We start from the raw sequence: 15417 nt of genomic DNA, 5'->3' as shown, positions 1-15417 counted from the left end.
CGTGCATGGCGGTCGTCAGCCCTTGATGGGCTCGATCCTGAAGCCGCGCTGCATCTTGTACGGCGTGTTCGTGCCCAGCCATTTGTTGAAGATCTGCTGCGCCTCGCCGGACTTTTCCATGGCCTCCAGCGTGCTGTTGACCTGCTTGATGAACCCCGTCTCTTCCTTGCGCATGCCGATGCCCCAGGGCTCCAGCACCAGCGAGGGCTCGAGCGCGACGATGGGCACGGTGCTTTCCGACTGCTGGCGGAACTTCACGAGGTTGAGCTCGGACACCGCGAAGCCGTCCGCCTTGCCCTGCTGCATGGCCAGGAACGCGTTCGGCGGGTCCTGGAAGGTGATGGTGGTCGCCCCCGGGATCATCTTGCGCACCAGCATCTCGGAGCTGGAGCCCTTCACCGCGCTCACGCGCTTGCCGCTCAGGTCCTTCAGCGTGGTGAAGCCGCTGTCCTTGCGGGCGGCCACCTTCTGCTCGCTGGCGAAGTACTGGTTGCTGAAGGCGATCTGCTCGGCGCGCTCGGCGCTCCAGCCCAGGTTGGCGATCACGGCGTCGACGCGGCCCTGCTGCAGCTCGGGAATGCGCGCGGCCACCGAGATGAGCTTCAGCTCCAGCCTCACGCCCAGCGACTTGGCCAGTGCCTTGCAGAAGTCCACGTCGTAGCCTTCCACCTCGCGCGTCTGCGCGTTGGAGAAACTGAACGGCTCCGCCGTGCCCAGGGTGCCGCACACGAGCACCCCCTTGGACTTGATGTCGGCGAGCTGGTCCGCGCACGCCAGGTTGCCCAGCAATGCCAGGCAGGCGCCGGCGATGAGCGTCGATGCGGTCTTCTTCATGGGTCTACTCCGGGAAGGTTGGGTGGAACAAAAAAAGATTCGTCAGGTCAGGTCAGCTCGGCCACCGCGGCCTGCAGCAGCTGGCCGCCCTGCTCGATCACTTCGATGCCGGTGGCGAAAGACATGCGCAGGTGGTTGGGCATGCCGTACGAGGTGCCGTCGATGGTGGCCACGCCGGCGTGCTCCAGCAGGTAGAGCACCACGTCGACGTCCGACGCAAGGAGCTGCCCCGCCGGCGTGCGCCGCCCGATCAGCCCGGCCACGCTGGGGAACACGTAGAACGCGCCATCCGGCGGCGCGCAGCTGAACCCCGGCAGCGCTTGCAGCATTTGCACCATGCGGTCCCTGCGTGTCTCGAACAGGGCCGCGGCCTCGGTAACGGCGTGCTGCGGGCCGTCGAGTGCGATCGCCGCGGCGGCCTGGCTCATCGAGCCGGGGCACGAGGTGCTCTGGGACAGCAGCAGCGTGATGGCCTTGATGAGCGCCGCCGGCCCCGCGCCGTAGCCGATGCGCCAGCCCGTCATGGCGTAGGCCTTGGAAACGCCGTTGATCACCAGCGTGCGCTCGGCCAGCTCGGGCGCCACGTTCAGGGGCGACACGTGCGTCGCGCCGCCGTAGACGAAGTGTTCGTAGATCTCGTCGGTCATCAGCCACACCTGCGGGTGGCGCTTGAGCACCGCGCCGAGCGCGGCCAGTTCGTCGCGTGTGTACACCGCGCCCGTGGGGTTGTTGGGCGTGTTGAGCACCAGCCAGCGCGTGCGCTCGCCAATGGCCGCCTCGAGCGCGGCGGGCGTCAGCTTGAAGCCCTCGGCGGCGCTGCTGGGCACCACCACCGGCGTGCCGCCGTGCAGCGCCACCATGTCCGGGTAGGAAACCCAGTAGGGCGCGGGAACGATCACTTCGTCGCCCTCGTTCAGCGTGGCGGCGAAGGCGTTGTAGATGATGTGCTTGGCGCCGTTGCCCACGGCGATGTGCTCGGGCTTGTACGCCAGCGCGTTCTCGCGCAGCAGCTTGTCGGCAATGGCCTGGCGCAACGCGGGCGTGCCGTTGGAGGCCGTGTAGCGCGTGTGCCCGGCCAGCAGGGCGGCGACACCGCCTTCGACGATGTGGCGCGGCGTCGGGAAGTCGGGCTCGCCGATGGTGAAGTCGACGATGCGCCGGCCGGCCGCGCGCAGGGCATCCACGCGCGTCTTCGCGGCCATGCTGGGGGAGGGTTTGACGCCGCCGAGGCGTTGGGCCAACAAGGTGTTCACAGGGCTCTCCAGGAAAAGTCGAAAGGGGAAGGGCGGGGCCGCGTCAGAGGCCTCAGAGCCCATGCGGCGCGAAGGCCTTGGCGAGCCACGACTGCTCGGCCTTGCCGTTGGCGATTTCGGCCTTGATGGCGGCTTCGAAGCGCTCCGTCTGCGCCACCGCTTCGAGCAGGCGCGGCGCTTCGGCCTGCGAAAAGGTCACGATGCCGTCCTCGTCGCCGACCACCATGTCCCCGGGGTGCACGACCTGCCCGCCCACGCACACGGGCACGTTGACCGCGCCGGGCCCGTTCTTGTAGGGCCCCCGGTGGATCGCCGCGCGGGCATGGCACGGAAAGTCGGCGTCGTGAAAAGCCGCCGCGTCGCGGATGGCGCCGTCGATGACGATGCCGGTGCAGCCGCGCTGCTGGGCGTAAAGCATGATGAGTTCGCCCACCAGTGCGTTGGTCGTGTCGCCGCCGCCGTCCACCACCAGCACGTGGCCCGGGGTGGCATCCATCAGCGCCTTGTAGATCAGCAGGTTGTCGCCGGGCCGGGTCTTCACCGTGATCGCCGTGCCCACCAGCTTGCGCTGCCGGTGAAAGCGCCGCAAGCCGACGATGCCGCTCAGGCGCTGCAGGTTGTCGCTGAGGTGCGGCGTGGCCACTTTCTGGAACGCCGCCAGCATCTCGGGTGGCGCCGCGGCCGGCGTGGAATGAACGGCAAAACTCGAAGCAACCATGGGCACAGCTCTCAACATCAATTCGATGGCGAGATTGTGAAAGTTGCCTAAAATTTCAAAAAGCGAATTTTTTCGGGTAGTTCTGTGGAAAAAAAGGAAACCGATAAGGGTTTCGCCTGACCATGATGACGTTCAAGCAGTTGGAGGCCCTGTATTGGGTCGTGCAGTCGGGCGGCTTCTCGCAGGCCGCCCAGAAACTGCACACCTCGACCTCCGCCGTGTCGAAACGCGTGCACGAACTCGAAGCCGGCTTCGACCTGGAGCTGTTCGACCGAACCCAGCGCACCGCGCGCCTCACGGAAAAAGGCGAGGAAATGTTCGTGCTCGCCAGGAAGCTGCTCGAACAGCGGGACGCGGCCATCGACCAGATCGGCAAGCCCGAAGTCATCGAGCGCCGCGTGCGCATCGGCGTCACCGAGCTCACCGCCATGACGTGGCTGCACCGGCTGGTGGAGGCCATCCAGCGCTACTACCCCAAGGTCACCATCGAGCCCGATGTGGATGCGAGCGGCAACCTGAAGGACAAGTTGCTGAGCGACGAGCTCGACCTGGTGCTGGTGCCGGACGTGTTCGCCGAGGCGCACCTGCCGAGCCACGTGGTGGGCCGCTTTTCGAGCGTCTGGATGTGCAAGCCGGGCTTCGTCGAGCCGGGCAAGCGCTTCAGGCTGCATGAGCTGGCCTCGCGCCGGCTGCTGCTGCAGGGCAGCAGGTCGGGCGCGGGCACGGCGCACAACAGCTGGATGAAGTCGCTGGGCGTGCAGCCGAGCGACGTCATCATCGTGAACAACCTGGTGGCGATGATGGGGCTGACCATGTCCGGCCTGGGCATCGGCTGCATGCCCGAGGAATGCCTCGCGCCCATGGTGGCCAACGGCTCGCTGACGGTCATTCCCTGCACGCCCGCGCCGCCCGAGATGACCTACGTCGCGATGTACAAGGGCGACCAGAGAAGCACGCTGATTTCCTCGATCGTCATGCTGTCGCAGGAGTGTTGCGACTTCACTCGGATGTACGGCTTCGGCAGGTAGCGCAGCCGGTGCGAGGCGCCCCAGGTCTGGTCAAGCTGCCGTCTCAGGTGCCGTCTCAGGCCCGGTCCTCATGCCCCTGCACATGCCGCACGAAGTCGAAGAACACATCGAGCTCGGTCGACTTGTCGAACACCGCGTCGGCGCCCAGCGCCAGGCACTGCGCCCGCATCTCGCGCGTGGCGTAGTTCGAAAGAATCACCACCAGCTGGTGCGGCTCGCGCTGCTCGCAGCCGCGCAGCACGCCCATGCCGGAGCCCTCTTTCAGGAAGAGATCGACCACCGCCACGTCCCAGCTGCCGTCGTGCTCCCGCAGCCAGTGGATCGCTTCCGACTCCGTCTCGGCGGTGCCCAGCACCCTGGCCTTCGTCAGGTCCTCCAGCGTGGGAATGAGTTGGTCGCGAATCGTCTTGTTGTCCTCGACGAGGAATGTGATGACTGCCATTTTGTTGTGCCCCTGATCGTCCCGATGCCACGAGCCTAGGCGGCATCGGTGACGGCGCGGTGGTCCGCGCGCGCGTGTGGCTGTGGGTGGGCCTCCTACGCCGGGGCACCGGCGCGCGCGGGCGGGCGCGTCTATGTCGTCGTGGGCGGGCTGTCGTTCTGGCGCAGCGGCGTCGCCTCGCCGGTGGCCGGCACATTGCCCGGGCCCTTGGCCGGGTCGGCCAAGCCGTAGACCAGAAAGACCACCACCACGCACACGCCGATCAGCACCAGCAGCCCGGCCATGAGCCGGCGGGCGAGGTCTCCGCGCTTGTGTTCCTGTCTTGTTTCCATGGGCTTTCCTGTTCCTGGTCTTGATCTTGGTTGAGCCGCAGCAACGCGCTGCGGCCAGGTCACGATGGCAGGGGCCGCCGGCATTGCCATGGGCGTTCGTCGATTTGTGTTGAAGGGCTTGCGCCTACGTTCAGCCCACGCGCATCGACAGCTCCACGTCGCCGCCGAACGGCGTGGACATGTAGCCGCCCTGCGGCGAGCGCACGCGCGCGAGGTACTCGGGGCTGTGGTCGGCGTTGTCCGCCACCACCAGCGCGCCGGGGCGCAGCCGGCTTTCCACCAGCGCCAGGATCTCGGGGTACAGCGCCTTGGCGCCGTCGAGCAGCAGCAGGTCGATGGTCTCGGGCAGGTCGGCGGCCAGCGTCTTCAGCGCGTCGCCTTCGCGAATTTCCACCAGGTCGTCGAGGCCGCCGGTCTTCAGGTGAACGCGGGCGCGCGCCACCTTGGAAGGCTCGAACTCGGTGGTGACCAGGCGGCCGCCGCCGTTGTCGCGCAGCGCCGCGGCAAGGAACAGGGTGGAAATGCCGAACGAGGTGCCGAACTCGACGACGCTGCGCGCGCCGCCGCTGCGCGCCAGCATGTAGAGCAGCGTGCCGGTCTCGCGCGAGACGGGCAGCGGCACATCTTTCAGGCGGGCGTAGAAGTCGAGGTACTCGGTCTTGCTGTGCATCAGGCGCGTGCGCTCGGCGGCAGGCAGCGCGGCCAGCGCGGCGCTGGTGGCCGGCGACGCGGCGGCGGTTTCGTCGAAGAGGCGCTCCAGCAGGGGCGCGAGCGGTGCGGTGTTCAGTGTGTTCACGAGGTGGTTTCCTTTGGGAGATGAATGCGGAAATAATATGAAGGAAGCTTCACATTTCCTATTCGCGTTGAAAGCCCATCGCATGACCGACCGTCGAAACGCCCCGATCTCCTCGAGAAGAAAGCCCAAGCAGGCCCGCTCCAGCGACCTCGTGGCGGCCATTCTCGAAGCAGCCCTTCAGGTTTTGGCGAAGGAGGGCGCGCAGCGCTTCACCACCACGCGCGTGGCCGAGCGGGCGGGCGTGAGCGTCGGCTCGGTCTACCAGTACTTTCCGAACAAGGCCTCGATCCTGTTCCGGCTGCAGAGCGACGAATGGCGCCAGACCAGCGACATGCTCGGCGGCATCCTGATGGACACCGCCCACCCGCCGCTCGTGCGCCTGCGCATGCTGGTGCACGCCTTCATCCGCTCGGAGTGCGACGAGGCCTCGATGCGCCTGGCGCTGAGCGACGCGGCGCCGCTGTACCGCGACGCGCCCGAGGCGCTGGAGGTCAGGGCGTCGGGCGAGCGCACGGTGCAGGCCTTCATGCGCGAGGCGCTGCCCGACGCCTCGGAGGCCACGCGCGCGATGGCCGGCGAGCTGATCACGGCCACCTTCGGCGCGGTGGGCAAGCAGTTTTCGGAAAGCCCGCGCACCGACGCGCAGATCGCGGCCTACGCCGACGCCATGGCCGACATGTTCTGCGCGTACCTGCAAAGCCTGCCGCCGGCCACGCCGAAGGCGGCCGCCAAGCCCGCAGCTAGATCCAGACCCGAGGCCAAACCCAAACCCAGGCGCAACGCCAAAGCCAAAGCCAAGTCCGAAGCAAAGACCAGGCGCCCCAGCCCCGCCTAGCCCCCGCCGTTCGCCTTCAGCCGCGCCGCCGCCGAGTGCCCGCCCGCGCCCACCGCCTGCGCCGTGCCCGCGCGGGCAAGCCCGAACGGCGGCATGTTCACGTAGATGTTCTCGTAGGTGCCGGGCGACACCGCATAGGTCTCGTGCCAGATGCCTACCGAGCCGTCGGTGCCGATGGCCTGGTTGAAGGCCTTCCAGGCGGGCAGGTGTTCCGCCTGCCTGTCTTTCGCGTAGGCCAGCAGTTGCTCCATCGATCGCCAGTACTGCAGCACGAGGATGGTGCGGCCGAACCACATCTCGCCGTGCAGAAAGCCGCGCTCGGGCTTGCGGTACAGCTCCTTGAGCATGCGCGGCATGGCGGCGGCCACGGGCAGCCACTTGTGCAGCTTCAGCGGCTGGTTGATGCGCATGCCGATCAGGAAGACGACGAAGTCGCCTTCGAGGGTGGCGGTGGTGCGTTCGCGGCGAATGGTGGTCATCGGGGCTCCTGCGGATTCATGCGGCTGTCTCGGCTGTCGCGGTCGATTACCGGCTACAGCGAAGACCGCACTGGGTCAGCCGGCCGCGCCGCATGCCAGCGCGTTGCGACGAAATGCCGGCGCACGGCGCCAGATGCGCCTTGCGCGCTACGACAGGTCGCGGTCAGGTGCCGGTGGGGTGGCTGCTTTACAAACGCGCGCAATGAACTCCTGGCTGAATCCTCCCGCTGCGCCCCTTGCCGCCCGCGCCGTGCCATCTGCTGCGCGCCCGCTCCCCATGCACGGCTTCGTCGTCGCCGCGCTCGTATTGCTCGTCGTGCTGTGGACCGTGCCCGCCGCCATGTTCTACGCGTCGCCGCCGTGGGACAACGTCGAGGAGCTCTTCTGGGGCGGCAGCATGCAGTGGGGCTACTACAAGCACCCGCCGCTGCCGAGCTGGCTGATGGGCCTGCCGGTCGCGCTCGCCGGCCGCGAGGCCTGGCTGACCTACGCCGCGGGCGTGGGCTGCGGCGTGGGCGCGCTCTACCTGCTGTGGCGCTGGTCGCTGGACATGATGCTGCCTTCGCGCGCGGCGCTGGCCCTGCTGCTCGGCACGCTGGTGACGTACCACGTGCAGCGCGCCACCATCTTCAACCACAACACGGTGCAGCTGCTGCCCATGGCGGGCTACTGGTGGATGCTGTGGCGCGTGCTGCGCACGCCCGCCGCGGGGCAGCGCGACTGGCTGTGGCTCGGCGTGTTCGCCGCGCTGTCGATGCTCACCAAGTACAGCGCCGTGGTGCAGTTCGCGGTGGGTGCGCTGTTCATCGTGCGCGAGGGGTCGTGGCGCAATGCGCGCGTGCGGCGCGACCTGCTGCGCGCCACTGCGGTGGTGCTGGTGCTCATGGCGCCGCACCTGGCGTGGCTGCTGCAGCACGGCGACCAGACCATCGGCTACGCGCGGCACTCGGTGCACCCGTCGGGCCTGGCCGCGCACGTGCATTCGCGGCCGCTTCGCATCCTGCTGGTGCAGATGGCGCGGCTGTCGCCGATGCTGCTGTTCGTGGGCTGGGCGTGGTTCACGCGCGAGCGCGCGCCGGTTGCGGTCAATACCGCCGATGCTGTCGATGCGGCATCCGCATCGGCACGGCGCAACGCCTTCGACCGCCGCTTTCTCGCCTGGGCCACCTTCGGCCCGGTGTGCCTGGTGCTGGTGGCGTCCACCTTGCTGCACACGCGGTTGGTGGCCTCGTGGCTCAGCACCTTCTTCCTGCCGGTCGCGCTCTGGGCGGTGGCGATGGTGCCGGGCCTGCAGGCCGAACGCTGGTCGCGCCGCCGCTGGGCGGGCGTGCTGGCGGCCGCGGCGTTGCTGCACGTGGCCGGCTCGTTCGGGCAGGCCTGGGTCGAGGGCGTGTGGAGCGCCCGGCACGGCTACATCACCCGCGCCAACCTGCCTTCCAGGCAGATTGCCGAGGCCGTGGAAGCCGTGTGGCGCGAGCGCGCCGGCGACCGCCCGCTGCGCCTGATGGTGGGCGACACCTGGTTCACCGGCGCGGTGATGCTGCACATGGACCCCGCCACGCAGTTGCTCATCGACGGCGACGCGCGCACCTCGCCCTGGCTGGCGCCGGGCGCGCTGGCGCGCGAAGGCGGCATGGTGCTGGTGCTGGACACGCCGGAGTTCCGCTCCGAAGGCGCGCTGCTGCAGCCGCTGCTGGCCACCGCCAGCTGCACCGGCAGCCTGCGCCTGCCCTGGGCGGGAGAGGACGACGCGCGCAGCGTGCGCGTGCGCTGGGGCATCGTGCCGGCCGAGGGCGCGCCGGGCTGCCTGCCGGCGCCTTCGACGGCCACGCCCTGAGGCACGGGGCGCAGGCCGCAGGGCCGAGCCGAGCCAAGCCTACCCCCGCCGCGACCCCGCCACCCCCGCCTTCGCCCCCTGCAGGTGCGTCAGCGGCAGCGCCGTTCCCGACTTGATCTCGCGCAGCACGATGCTCGAGCGCACGTGCGTCACGCCCGGCAGGCTGAACAGCACCTCGTGCAGAAAGCGCTCGTAGTGCTTCATGTCGGGCACCGTCACGTTCAGGATGTAGTCCGCCGGCCCCGTGGCCGACACGCAGCGAATGATCTGCGGGCTGGCGGCCACCGCCTCCTCGAAGCGCTGCACCATCGCCTCGCTGTGGCGGTCGAGGTTCACCTCGGCCACGGCCGACACGTGCAGGCCCACCAGCTCCGGGTCGACAAGCGCGGTGTAGCCGCGAATGACGCCGGCCGCCTCCATGTCCTTGATGCGCTTCCAGCAGGGCGTGGGCGACAGCCCCACGGCCTCCGAGATCTGCTGCACCGTTTGCCGCCCGTCATGCTGCAGCGCAGAAAGAATGTGGAGGCAATGCTCGTCAAGAGAAACAGAACCAACGTTCATCGCGATTTCCGAGAGATTTATTCTTCAAACAAGGGTCTGCGCCAGTGTATTGAAGAAACACTTACTTCGGGTGCGGCAGAACAATTCCGGGCATGAACGCCCCACACACAGCAACCGCACTCAGACGGCCCGACTACCAGCTTTCCGACAACCTTTGGGCCGAGGCCGGTTCCATCTTCATCACCGGCACCCAGGCGCTGATCCGCATCCTCGCCATGCAGGGCCAGCGCGACGCCGCGCGCGGCCTGCACACGCAAGGTTTCGTCAGCGGCTACCGCGGCTCGCCGCTGGGCATGGTCGACCAGGCCATCTGGAAGGCCGGCGAACGCTTCAAGAAAACCGGCATCCGCTTCGTGCCCGCCGTGAACGAAGAGCTGGCCGCCACCCAGGTGCTGGGCACCCAGCGCGTGGAATCCGACCCCGAGCGCACCGTCGACGGCGTGTATGCCATGTGGTACGGCAAGGGCCCGGGCGTGGACCGCGCGGGCGACGCCCTCAAGCACGGCAACGCCTACGGCTCTTCTCCGCACGGCGGCGTGCTGGTGGTGGCGGGCGACGACCACGGCTGCGTGTCGTCGTCGATGCCGCACCAGAGCGACCACGCCTTCATGGCCTGGCGCATGCCCGTGATGCAGCCCGCCAGCGTGGCCGAGTACCTGGAGTTCGGCCTGTACGGCTACGAGCTGTCGCGCTACTCGGGCGCGTGGGTCGGCATGGCTGCGCTGTCTGAAATTGTCGAGAGCGCCGGCACGGTCGACCTCGACGCCGTCAACGCGCGCGTCGCCGCCTGGGAAACCGCCGACGCCGTGCGCGCCGCCACCGGCCACCAGGCGCCGCCCGACGGCCTGCACTACCGCTGGCCCGACCTGCCGTCGCTGCGCATCGAGTCGCGGCTCGAGGACAAGCTCGCGGCCGTCGCCGCCTTCACCCGGCGCAACAGCATCGACCGCCACGTCATCGTGAGCCCGCATGCCAAGGTCGGCATCGTCACCTGCGGCAAGGCGCACCACGACCTGATGGAGGTGCTGCGCCGGCTCGCGCTCACGCCCGAGCAGCTCGCGCGCGCCGGCGTGCGCCTGTACAAGGTGGGCCTGAGCTTTCCGCTGGAGCAAACGCGCCTGAAGGCCTTTGCGCAGGGGCTCGACGAGATCCTGGTGGTCGAGGAAAAGGGCGCGGTCGTCGAGACGCAGCTGCGCGACATCTTCTACAACGCACCCGCGGACGCCCGCCCCGCGCTCGTGGGCAAGAACGACCGCGAAGGCCAGCCGCTGGTGTCCGCGCTGGGCGAGCTGCGCCCCTCGCGCCTCATCGAGCTGGTCGCGCACTGGCTGGCCGTGCACTTTCCCGACAACCACGACCTGGGCGACCACCTGCAGCACGTGCGCGACTTCACGCCGCCCGAGCTGCTCGGCAACGCCAGCGACGCCGTCAAGCGCCTGCCGTACTTTTGCGCCGGCTGCCCGCACAACACCAGCACCAAGGTGCCCGAAGGCTCCACCGCGCGCGCGGGCATCGGCTGCCACTTCATGGCCAACTGGATGGACCGCAGCACCGCCGGCCTGATCCAGATGGGCGGCGAGGGCGTCGACTGGATCTCGCACGCCATGTTCACCAGGACGCCGCACGTGTTCCAGAACCTGGGCGACGGCACCTACTACCACTCGGGCTACCTCGCCATCCGCCAGGCCGTGGCGGCCAAGGCCACGCTGACCTACAAGATCCTGTTCAACGACGCCGTCGCCATGACCGGCGGCCAGCCGGTGGACGGCGTCATCAGCGTGGACGCCATCGCGCGGCAGGTCGAGTCCGAAGGCGTGACCAAGGTGGTGGTCGTCAGCGACGCCATCGACAAGTACGACGCCATCAAGAACCGGTTTCCGGCCGGCACCGAGTTCCACGATCGCGCCGCGCTCGACGAGGTGCAGCGCCGCCTGCGCGAGATGGCCGGCGTGACCGTGCTCATCTACGAGCAGACCTGCGCCGCGGAAAAGCGCCGCCGCCGCAAGAAGGGCGAGCTGGCCGACCCACCCAAGCGCCTGTTCATCAACGAGGCCGTGTGCGAAGGCTGCGGCGACTGCACCGTGCAGAGCAACTGCGTGGCCGTGCTGCCGCAGGAAACGTCGATGGGCCGCAAGCGCAAGATCGACCAGACCAGCTGCAACAAGGACTACTCCTGCGCCAAGGGCTTCTGCCCCAGCTTCGTGGGCGTCACCGGCGGCAAGCTGCGCCGCAAGAGCGGCGCGCTGGCCGCCGGCCGCGATGCCTTCCTGCACCGCGTGGCCGCGCTGGCGCACCCCGCGCCGCACGCGTGGACCGGCCCGTACGACCTGCTCGTGACCGGCGTGGGCGGCACCGGCGTGGTGACGGTGGGCGCCGTCATCGCGATGGCCTCGCACCTGGAGGGCAAGTCGGCCAGCGTGCTCGACTTCATGGGCTTCGCGCAGAAGGGCGGCTCGGTGCTGAGCTTCGTACGGCTGGCCGATTCACCCGAGCGGCTGAACCAGGTGCGCATCGACACGCAGCAGGCCGACGCCATCCTCGCGTGCGACGTGGTGGTGGGCGCCTCGGCCGACGCGCTGCAGACCGTGCGCCACGGCCGCACGCGCGTGCTGGCCAACGTGCACGAGATTCCGGTGGCCGAGTCGCTGCGCAACCCCGACGCCGACCTGCACGTCGATCTGCTGCTCGAGAAGATGCGCTTCGTGGCCGGTGAAGAACAGGTCGAGACCTTCGACGCGCAGAGCCTGGCCGAAGAGTTCCTCGGCGACACGCTGGCCGCGAACATCGTCGCGACCGGCTACGCCTGGCAACGCGGCCTGGTGCCGCTGAGTCTGGAGGCGCTGATGCATGCCATCGAGCTCAACGGCGTGGCCGTGGCCGCCAACCAGTCGGCGTTTTCGCTGGGCCGGCTCGCGGCCGGCGACCCGGCCGCGCTCGACCAGTTGCGCGCGGCACCCCTGCAGGCCCCTGCGCAACAGGCCGACGAACGCCCGCTGGAAGCGCTGATCGCCGACGCGCTGCGCCACCTCACCGGCTACCAGAACGCCGCATGGGCAGCGCGCTTCGAGACGCGCATTCGCGCGCTGCAGAAGGCCGAGTCCGCGCTGCCGGGCGGCGACGCCAGCCTGCCCTTCACGCGGAACGCGGCGCGCAGCCTGCTCAAGCTCATGAGCTACAAGGACGAGTACGAAGTCGCGCGCCTGTACACCGACGGCGCCTTCATGCAGAAGCTGAAGGACCAGTTCGAAGGCGACCTGAAGCTCGAGTTCCACATGGCCCCGCCGCTGCTCGCGCGCCCCGCCAACGGACAGCCGCCCGTCAAGATGCGCCTGGGCAGCTGGATGCTGCCGGCCCTGAAGTGGCTGGCGCACGGCAAGCGCCTGCGCGGCACCGCCCTCGACCTGTTCGGCTACACCGAAGAACGGCGCACCGAGCGCGAGCTGATCGCGCACTTCGACGGCCTGCTGCAGGCCATGTGCACCGAGCTGAACGCCGGCAACCAGTCGACCGCCGCGCGCGTGGCCGCGCTGCCGATGTCGGTGCGGGGCTTCGGCCATGTGAAGCTCGCGAACCTTGAATCGGCGCGCGTTCGCGAGGCCGAGTTGCTGCATCGCTTTGCGCCGTCGCGCTATGCGAAGCCGGCCGGGGCCGGTGCTGGTGCTGCCACTGCGGGGCAGATCCGCGGCATTGCCATCGTGGCCGGCACCAACGTCTGAGGCGCTTGAATGCGATGGGCCCGGAAGATGCCTTCCGGGCCCATCGCTTCATCGCGTCATCGCTTCAGCGACCCCGCCTGAATTCTCAGACCGCCGCGCTGCTGCCTTGCCGCAGCCCTGTCGGTCCATCCGGCAGCACCGCCAGCGACGCGGCCACCGCCAGCGCCTGGTCGCGCCGACGCGCATCGTCGGCGTCGTGCGACATGTCCGCCTTCTCGACGCTCGACAGCAGGTTGCGCACGTCGGACACGCGCTGGCGCGCTAGCGGCACCGTGGTGTCGGACTCCAGCTTGCCCATCAGGTAGCGCTGCACGCGCGTCGACTGCCGCGCGCTCTGCGTCACCGTCGCGTCGGTGCGCGCGCCGTCCTTGTAGGTGATGTCGGTGGATGCCTTGGCCTCGTCGTCGATCTGCACGAACTCGTAGAACTGCGACTCCTTTGCCGCCGTGAGCAGCAGCGTGGCGTCCGGCGACAGCGCCCGGTGGAAGCTGGCGACCAGCTGCGCCTTCTGGTCCTGGTGGATGGTGCGGTTGCGCGGGTCCTTGCCCGTCACGCTCGTGTCTTGCGAGAGCTTGTACGAGAAGGTGTCGACCTCTTCGGGGCTCATCGGGTTCGATGCGTCCGGCGCCTGCACCATCGACGCGTTGAAGTCGGCCAGCCCGCTCAGCAGGCTGTGGTCACCCGCGTTCAGCGCGATCACGCCCGGTGCCTCGCGCCCCGCCAGCGGCGCGGTCACGCCGTAGTTGCTGTTCAGCTGCGAGAACGCGTCCTTGAACATGGCCACCAGCGCCGCGTCGCCCCGGCCGCGGCTGCCTGCCGCATCGGCCTGCCGCAGGTAGCGCGCCACCGCCTGCGCCTGCTGCGTGGCGTTGCCAAGGATGGCCGGCTGCGACAGGTCGACATCGACCTTCACCGTGCCGGAAGGGCCGGTGGCGCTCAGCGAGCGCGCCTTCGCGTCGGCATGGAAATCGACCGCCTGGATGGCGCCCTTGCCGTCGGCCTTGCTGCGCGCGGTGAAGTCCACCGACGACAGCACCTTCGGGTCGAAATCGGTGAAGCCGCCGAACGACAGTTTCGGCGGCACGTCGCCCAGGCCGTCGATGGCGTCCTGGAACGCATCCGACAGTTGCGTCAAGGCCTTGCGCTCCGCGTCGTTCAGTTCACCGCCGGACACCTTGACCTCCACCGACAGGCCGTCGGCCTGGCTGCCCAGGCTCAGTTCGACCGTCGCGCCGCTGGCGGTCTTGATCGACAGCTTGACCTGGTTGTCGGCGGTGGCGAACAGGTCGGCCGGCGCGATGGCCGATGCGCCTGATGCGCCTGACGTGGCCAGCGTCACCGATTGCGAGAAGCCGCCGGCCTCGGTGTCGAAGCGCTTCAGCATCGCGGCGCCCAGACCGTTGAAGCGCGTGGTGACGGAGGGCAGGCCTAAGTTGCCGGCCATCAGTGACGAGATGGCGTCGCCTGGGCGCTGCGACCACGCGGTCGTGGTGCGGCCGGGCAGGGTGTAGGTCTGCGCATCGGCGGATGCGGGGGCTTGGCCGAGGCTGACCGATACAGCGGAAGTGGCGGGAACGGCGGCTGCTGCCGCGGCCGTAGCCTGTGCTGCTGCCGTTGCTTCTTTCAGCGCCGCCAGCGGCGTCAGCGGGGTCGTGCGCCACGCGGCGCTCGTGCTGTTCGCCACCAAGGGGCTGACAGCGCTCAGGTTGACGTTCACTGCAAGATCCGATCAAGAAAATGAGCCCGATGTGCGGGCGATCTTTTCTTATCGGCAGGCGTGGCGGTTTTTGAAGGGCAGCGGCCTCAACGCGCAGCGGCTTTGCGCTTGACCGGCGTCGCGGTCTTCGGCGAAGCGACGGCTTTCTTCTTTCCCTTTTCCTTGGGCTGCGCAGTCGTCGTCTCGTCGTCCGTCATTTCCAGGATGAGCTGCACCAGCCGGTCGCGTTGCTCCGGCGAGAACGGCGACAGCTTCAGCATCTCCATGAACCACAGCCCTTCGGTGGCCGCATGCACGAGCGCGCCCCGGTCGAAACCCGAGCCGGCCGATATCTCGGGAAAACGCTCTTTCCAGTAGCGGCGAATCGGGTCGGCGGACTCCTTCAGCATCGACCCCGCGGCGAGCATCTTGGTCGTGATCTTGTCGTTGTCGCCGCTGTTGTAGACCGAGGCCAGCACGTAGGCCTTCAATGCGCGGTTCGGTGAATCGGGCAGCTTCACCGCCTCCGCATGCCGTGCGCCCGCGAGCTTGCTGGCAATGACCTCGTTCGCCGCCGTGAGCAGCTCTTCCTTGAAAGGAAAGTGATAGAGCAGGCCCCCCTTGCTCACGCCCGCGCGTTCGGCCACCGCGTCGAGCGTGAGCTCTGAAGCGCCTATTTCCTGCACCAGCACCAGCGCCGCGTCGAGGATCTTGTCTCGCGCGCTGGGCCGTCCACGCTTGGGCTTGTTCTCTTCGACTGCCATCGGCTTGACTCCGTAGTTTCTTGTCTGGGGTTTACTTCGGAATTAGTTTACCGTACAGTCCAGACGGTACAGTAATTCAACTGCTTCAGAGAGCGAGCCCACTGTGAATCGATGGCCCTTGAACTC

14 protein-coding genes are annotated in these 15417 nt (G+C 68.5%); 4 read left to right on the top strand and 10 right to left on the bottom strand.

From position 1 onward, the window contains the following. Positions 1–15 precede the first annotated feature (15 nt). The 3 genes from AB6807_RS28020 to AB6807_RS28010 are packed head-to-tail and all read right to left on the bottom strand — an operon-like array spanning position 16 to position 2805. Positions 16–834, bottom strand: coding sequence for an ABC transporter substrate-binding protein (locus tag AB6807_RS28020; protein ID WP_371087111.1), 819 nt, complete (start codon positions 832–834; stop codon positions 16–18). Between the two features lie 47 nt (positions 835–881). Further along, complete coding sequence (locus AB6807_RS28015) at positions 882–2087, bottom strand: pyridoxal phosphate-dependent aminotransferase (RefSeq protein WP_371087110.1); 1206 nt, start codon at positions 2085–2087, stop codon at positions 882–884. Positions 2088–2139: 52 nt separating this feature from the next. Continuing rightward, positions 2140–2805 carry an RraA family protein gene (locus AB6807_RS28010; protein WP_371087109.1) on the bottom strand — a complete coding sequence of 222 codons (666 nt, stop codon included), beginning with the start codon at positions 2803–2805 and terminating at the stop codon, positions 2140–2142. Positions 2806–2930: 125 nt separating this feature from the next. Here AB6807_RS28010 and AB6807_RS28005 point away from each other — a divergent pair, with 125 nt between their 5' ends. Next, positions 2931–3833 carry a LysR family transcriptional regulator gene (locus AB6807_RS28005; RefSeq protein WP_286515702.1) on the top strand — a complete coding sequence of 301 codons (903 nt, stop codon included), beginning with the start codon at positions 2931–2933 and terminating at the stop codon, positions 3831–3833. A gap of 55 nt (positions 3834–3888) precedes the next feature. On the opposite strand, the gene AB6807_RS28000 is transcribed toward AB6807_RS28005, so the two are convergent. The 3 genes from AB6807_RS28000 to AB6807_RS27990 form a co-directional block, all read right to left on the bottom strand. Next, positions 3889–4275, bottom strand: a complete 387-nt coding sequence (locus AB6807_RS28000; protein ID WP_371087108.1) for a response regulator — start codon at positions 4273–4275, stop codon at positions 3889–3891. Positions 4276–4406: 131 nt separating this feature from the next. Further along, the gene (locus AB6807_RS27995; protein WP_371087107.1) at positions 4407–4607 is read right to left on the bottom strand and encodes a hypothetical protein; all 201 of its coding nucleotides are present in this window, start codon (positions 4605–4607) and stop codon (positions 4407–4409) included. A 130-nt stretch (positions 4608–4737) separates the two neighbouring features. Then, a complete protein-coding gene (locus AB6807_RS27990) occupies positions 4738–5403 on the bottom strand; it encodes an O-methyltransferase (RefSeq protein WP_371087106.1) in 666 nt (221 codons plus the stop codon). An 82-nt stretch (positions 5404–5485) separates the two neighbouring features. Here AB6807_RS27990 and AB6807_RS27985 point away from each other — a divergent pair, with 82 nt between their 5' ends. Beyond that, positions 5486–6238: a TetR family transcriptional regulator gene (locus AB6807_RS27985; RefSeq protein WP_371087105.1), complete on the top strand. Its 753-nt coding sequence runs from the start codon at positions 5486–5488 to the stop codon at positions 6236–6238. Here the strand turns inward: AB6807_RS27985 and AB6807_RS27980 are convergent. Further along, the gene (locus AB6807_RS27980) at positions 6235–6717 is read right to left on the bottom strand and encodes a DUF4188 domain-containing protein (protein WP_371087104.1); all 483 of its coding nucleotides are present in this window, start codon (positions 6715–6717) and stop codon (positions 6235–6237) included. The genes AB6807_RS27985 and AB6807_RS27980 overlap by 4 nt on opposite strands. Before the next feature lie 277 nt (positions 6718–6994). Between AB6807_RS27980 and AB6807_RS27975 the strand changes: the two genes are divergently transcribed. Continuing rightward, a complete protein-coding gene (locus AB6807_RS27975; RefSeq protein ID WP_371087103.1) occupies positions 6995–8554 on the top strand; it encodes a glycosyltransferase family 39 protein in 1560 nt (519 codons plus the stop codon). 39 nt (positions 8555–8593) lie between these two features. On the opposite strand, the gene AB6807_RS27970 is transcribed toward AB6807_RS27975, so the two are convergent. After that, the gene (locus tag AB6807_RS27970) at positions 8594–9115 is read right to left on the bottom strand and encodes an Lrp/AsnC family transcriptional regulator (protein WP_371087102.1); all 522 of its coding nucleotides are present in this window, start codon (positions 9113–9115) and stop codon (positions 8594–8596) included. A gap of 92 nt (positions 9116–9207) precedes the next feature. Here AB6807_RS27970 and AB6807_RS27965 point away from each other — a divergent pair, with 92 nt between their 5' ends. Then, on the top strand, positions 9208–12831 hold the full coding sequence (locus AB6807_RS27965; RefSeq protein WP_371087101.1) for an indolepyruvate ferredoxin oxidoreductase family protein: 3624 nt from the start codon (positions 9208–9210) through the stop codon (positions 12829–12831). 85 nt (positions 12832–12916) lie between these two features. Here AB6807_RS27965 and AB6807_RS27960 read toward each other — a convergent pair whose 3' ends face one another. Together AB6807_RS27960 and AB6807_RS27955 are read right to left on the bottom strand one after the other, a co-directional pair. Further along, positions 12917–14548: a hypothetical protein gene (locus tag AB6807_RS27960; RefSeq protein ID WP_371087100.1), complete on the bottom strand. Its 1632-nt coding sequence runs from the start codon at positions 14546–14548 to the stop codon at positions 12917–12919. A gap of 86 nt (positions 14549–14634) precedes the next feature. Then, positions 14635–15291 (bottom strand): TetR/AcrR family transcriptional regulator, encoded by a 657-nt coding sequence (locus tag AB6807_RS27955; protein WP_371087099.1) that lies wholly within the window; start codon positions 15289–15291, stop codon positions 14635–14637. Positions 15292–15417 lie beyond the last annotated feature (126 nt).

Source organism: Variovorax sp. RCC_210 (assembly GCF_041355175.1).
GTDB lineage: Bacteria > Pseudomonadota > Gammaproteobacteria > Burkholderiales > Burkholderiaceae_C > Variovorax.
Note: the sequence above shows the minus strand (reverse complement) of the source record. Positions and strands in the feature narration are given on the sequence as shown.